Annotated in this window: 3 rRNA genes; all 3 read right to left on the minus strand. The window is 54.5% G+C overall.

Going from position 1 to position 5459, the window contains the following annotated elements:
* Positions 1-32 precede the first annotated feature (32 nt).
* Positions 33-149, minus strand: a 5S ribosomal RNA gene (gene rrf / locus DZG00_RS11770).
* 118 nt (positions 150-267) lie between these two features.
* Positions 268-3387, minus strand: a 23S ribosomal RNA gene (locus DZG00_RS11775).
* A 426-nt stretch (positions 3388-3813) separates the two neighbouring features.
* A 16S ribosomal RNA gene (locus DZG00_RS11780) occupies positions 3814-5334 on the minus strand.
* Together the 16S, 23S and 5S rRNA genes form the textbook arrangement of a ribosomal RNA operon.
* Positions 5335-5459: the final 125 nt, after the last annotated feature.

Raw genomic sequence — 5459 nt, forward strand, 5'->3', positions numbered from 1 at the left:
TGCGACGGGCCTTCCCGTTACTACCAAATCAAGTCCGGCGGTGTCCTACTCTCCCACAGGGTCCCCCCTGCAGTACCATCGGCGCTGAGAGTCTTAGCTTCCGGGTTCGGAATGTGACCGGGCGTTTCCCTCTCGCTATGGCCGCCGAAACACCTCACACACACCCCCGCAAGGGCATGAAAACTGGGATGAATCGACCAGTCAAGCTGGTTGTTCAATTAGTACCCGACCGTATATCGGGAACCACATAGTGGACGCAAGCAAAGTGTTTTCAAGATATCGGCTTATTAGTACAGGTCAGCTCCACGAGTCTTTAGTCCTCGCTTCCACATCCTGCCTATCAACCCGGTAGTCTAGCCGGGAGCCTTCACCCTGAAAGGGATGGAAATCTCATCTCGAAGCCGGCTTCCCGCTTAGATGCTTTCAGCGGTTATCCGTTCCGAACGTAGCTAATCAGCGGTGCTCCTGGCGGAACAACTGACACACCAGAGGTTCGTCCATCCCGGTCCTCTCGTACTAGGGATAGATCTTCTCAAATTTCCTACGCGCGCAGCGGATAGGGACCGAACTGTCTCACGACGTTCTAAACCCAGCTCGCGTACCGCTTTAATGGGCGAACAGCCCAACCCTTGGGACCTACTCCAGCCCCAGGATGCGACGAGCCGACATCGAGGTGCCAAACCATGCCGTCGATATGGACTCTTGGGCAAGATCAGCCTGTTATCCCCGAGGTACCTTTTATCCGTTGAGCGACAGCGCTTCCACAAGCCACTGCCGGATCACTAGTCCCGACTTTCGTCCCTGCTCGACTTGTCAGTCTCACAGTCAAGCTCCCTTGTGCACTTACACTCGACACCTGATTACCAACCAGGTTGAGGGAACCTTTGGGCGCCTCCGTTACTTTTTAGGAGGCAACCGCCCCAGTTAAACTACCCACCAGGCACTGTCCCTGAACCGGATTACGGTTCGAAGTTAGATATCCAGAGTGACCAGAGTGGTATTTCAACAATGACTCCACCCGAACTAGCGTTCGAGCTTCACAGTCTCCCACCTATCCTACACAAGCCACACCGAACACCAATACCAAGCTGTAGTAAAGGTCACGGGGTCTTTCCGTCCTGCTGCGCGTAACGAGCATCTTTACTCGTAGTGCAATTTCGCCGAGTTCGCGGTTGAGACAGCTGGGAAGTCGTTACGCCATTCGTGCAGGTCGGAACTTACCCGACAAGGAATTTCGCTACCTTAGGATGGTTATAGTTACCACCGCCGTTTACTGGGGCTTAAATTCTCAGCTTCGCACTTGCGTGCTAACCGTTCCTCTTAACCTTCCAGCACCGGGCAGGCGTCAGTCCGTATACATCGTCTTGCGACTTAGCACGGACCTGTGTTTTTAGTAAACAGTCGCTTCCCACTGGTCTCTGCGGCCTTCGAACGCTTCAGGAGTAAATCCCTACACGCCTCAGGCCCCCCTTCTCCCGAAGTTACGGGGGCATTTTGCCGAGTTCCTTAACCACGATTCTCTCGATCTCCTTAGTATTCTCTACCTGACCACCTGAGTCGGTTTGGGGTACGGGCGATTGGAACCTCGCGTCGATGCTTTTCTCGGCAGCATAGGATCACTGATTTCGTCCGTGAGGACTACCCATCGGGTCTCAGGCTACATAGAAGACGGATTTGCCTATCTTCTGCCCTACATCCTTAGACCGGGACAACCATCGCCCGGCTCAGCTACCTTCCTGCGTCACACCTGTTAATACGCTAAACGCCCCAGCGTAGGGTCGTGTGCTAGGCCAAGACCGTCACCCCGAAGGGATCGAATCAAGGATTCAGACACTTAGCATTACTGGATTGTCTTGGGCGGTTCTTCATCGGTACGGGAATATCAACCCGTTGTCCATCGACTACGCCTGTCGGCCTCGCCTTAGGTCCCGACTTACCCAGGGCGGATTAGCCTGGCCCTGGAACCCTTGGTCTTTCGGAGGACGGGTTTCTCACCCGTCTTTCGCTACTCATGCCTGCATTCTCACTCGTGTGGCCTCCACGGCTGGTTCACACCGCCGCTTCGCTGGCCACACGACGCTCTCCTACCCATCCATACGGCTGGACCACGAAGGCCTGCCTATAATATAAATGCCACAACTTCGGTGGCGTGCTTGAGCCCCGTTACATTGTCGGCGCGGAATCACTTGACCAGTGAGCTATTACGCACTCTTTCAAGGGTGGCTGCTTCTAAGCCAACCTCCTGGTTGTCTATGCAACTCCACATCCTTTCCCACTTAGCACGCGCTTAGGGACCTTAGATGGTGGTCTGGGTTGTTTCCCTCTCGACGATGAAGCTTATCCCCCACCGTCTCACTGCTGCGCTCTCACTTACCGGCATTCGGAGTTTGGCTGAAGTCAGTAACCTTTTGGGGCCCATCGTCCATCCAGTAGCTCTACCTCCGGCAAGAAACACGCAACGCTGCACCTAAATGCATTTCGGAGAGAACCAGCTATCACGAAGTTTGATTGGCCTTTCACCCCTATCCACAGCTCATCCCCTCCATTTTCAACTGAAGTGGGTTCGGTCCTCCACGACGTCTTACCGTCGCTTCAACCTGGCCATGGATAGATCACTTCGCTTCGGGTCTAGAACATGCGACTCATACGCCCTATTAAGACTCGCTTTCGCTACGGCTGCCCCTCACGGGTTAACCTCGCCACATATCACTAACTCGCAGGCTCATTCTTCAAAAGGCACGCTGTCACACCAACAAGGGTGCTCCAACGGTTTGTAAGCAAACGGTTTCAGGTACTATTTCACTCCCCTCCCGGGGTACTTTTCACCTTTCCCTCACGGTACTTGTCCGCTATCGGTCATCTGGGAGTATTTAGGCTTATCAGGTGGTCCTGACAGATTCACACGGGATTTCTCGGGCCCCGTGCTACTTGGGATACTCTCCGGACAGGCGACGACATTTCGACTACGGGGTTCGCACCCTCTATGACTGGCCTTTCAAGACCATTCGTCTATATCGCGCTCATTGCCCTCACAGCTCGGTAGAACTGTACGGAAAGTCCCGCAACCCCGACCATGCAACTCCTACCGGATATCACACATGATCGGTTTGGCCTCTTCCGGTTTCGCTCGCCACTACTAACGGAATCGCTTTTGCTTTCTCTTCCTGTGGGTACTGAGATGTTTCACTTCCCCACGTTCCCTCTACCCGCCCTATATATTCAGGCGGGAGTCACCAGGTCACCCAAAGGGCCTGGCGGGGTTTCCCCATTCGGAGATCCTCGGATCACAGCTCTATTATCAGCTCCCCGAGGCTTATCGCAGATTTATACGTCCTTCTTCGGCTCCAGATGCCAAGGCATCCACCGTTTGCTCTTAGAATCTTGAAATCACATGAGATTGAATCGTTTCGCCTCCCCTAGAGGAGACAGAATTGACCAATGATCTATAAATAGATCTTTGTGATCCACCGGTAAACCGGTGAATCTAAGATGCTCGCGTCCACTGTGTAGTTCTCAATATACGGGCGGTACCCCACCACCATCCACAACAGGACGACGGAAAGGGTCCGACAAGAAACCAGACACACCAAACGGTGCGGCCCGGTCCCTCAGGACCCAACAGCGTGCAACATGCCCTCGACACACCGAACCACGTTCCCACCCCACAAGGAGGCGTACTAGCAGCCCGACACATCAGCCGGCATCAATGTCAATGTTCCACCCATGAGCGCCACCATGGAGACATACGCCCCATGCGTGACTTGGCACCTTGAATCTCCCTGTATACAGAGGAGAGGCGCACATGCTCCTTAGAAAGGAGGTGATCCAGCCGCACCTTCCGGTACGGCTACCTTGTTACGACTTAGTCCTAATCACCGATCCCACCTTCGACAGCTCCTCCCTTGCGGTTAGGCCACTGGCTTCGGGTGTTACCGACTTTCATGACTTGACGGGCGGTGTGTACAAGGCCCGGGAACGTATTCACCGCAGCGTTGCTGATCTGCGATTACTAGCGACTCCGACTTCATGAGGTCGAGTTGCAGACCTCAATCCGAACTGAGACCGGCTTTTTGGGATTCGCTCCACCTTACGGTATCGCAGCCCTTTGTACCGGCCATTGTAGCATGCGTGAAGCCCAAGACATAAGGGGCATGATGATTTGACGTCATCCCCACCTTCCTCCGAGTTGACCCCGGCAGTCTCCTATGAGTTCCCACCATTACGTGCTGGCAACATAGAACGAGGGTTGCGCTCGTTGCGGGACTTAACCCAACATCTCACGACACGAGCTGACGACAACCATGCACCACCTGTATACCGACCTTGCGGGGCGCACATCTCTGCACGTTTCCGGTATATGTCAAGCCTTGGTAAGGTTCTTCGCGTTGCATCGAATTAATCCGCATGCTCCGCCGCTTGTGCGGGCCCCCGTCAATTCCTTTGAGTTTTAGCCTTGCGGCCGTACTCCCCAGGCGGGGAACTTAATGCGTTAGCTGCGACACGGAGACCGTGGAATGGTCCCCACATCTAGTTCCCAACGTTTACGGCATGGACTACCAGGGTATCTAATCCTGTTCGCTCCCCATGCTTTCGCTCCTCAGCGTCAGTTACGGCCCAGAGATCTGCCTTCGCCATCGGTGTTCCTCCTGATATCTGCGCATTCCACCGCTACACCAGGAATTCCAATCTCCCCTACCGCACTCTAGTCTGCCCGTACCCACTGCAGACCCGAGGTTGAGCCTCGGGATTTCACAGCAGACGCGACAAACCGCCTACGAGCTCTTTACGCCCAATAATTCCGGACAACGCTTGCACCCTACGTATTACCGCGGCTGCTGGCACGTAGTTAGCCGGTGCTTTTTCTGCAGGTACCGTCACTTTCGCTTCTTCCCTACTAAAAGAGGTTTACAACCCGAAGGCCGTCATCCCTCACGCGGCGTTGCTGCATCAGGCTTGCGCCCATTGTGCAATATTCCCCACTGCTGCCTCCCGTAGGAGTCTGGGCCGTGTCTCAGTCCCAGTGTGGCCGGTCACCCTCTCAGGCCGGCTACCCGTCGTAGGCTTGGTGAGCCATTACCTCACCAACAACCTGATAGGCCGCGAGTCCATCCCCAACCGAAATTCTTTCCACGACCAGACCATGCGGCCAGTCGTCATATCCGGTATTAGCTACCATTTCTAGCAGTTATCCCAGAGTCGGGGGCAGGTTACTCACGTGTTACTCACCCGTTCGCCACTGATCCGCCAGAGCAAGCTCTGACATCACCGTTCGACTTGCATGTGTTAAGCACGCCGCCAGCGTTCGTCCTGAGCCAGGATCAAACTCTCCATAAATGCTTAAACGCACGACCACCCGAAAGCGATCGGCACATCTAAAGCCGGACGTGAACGGGAATCGAACACGAACCAGCAAGTTTGAAACCGACAGAACAAATCATTACTGACTTGCTTGTTTGTTT

It is taken from the genome of Clavibacter lycopersici (assembly GCF_003576405.1).
GTDB lineage: Bacteria > Actinomycetota > Actinomycetes > Actinomycetales > Microbacteriaceae > Clavibacter > Clavibacter lycopersici.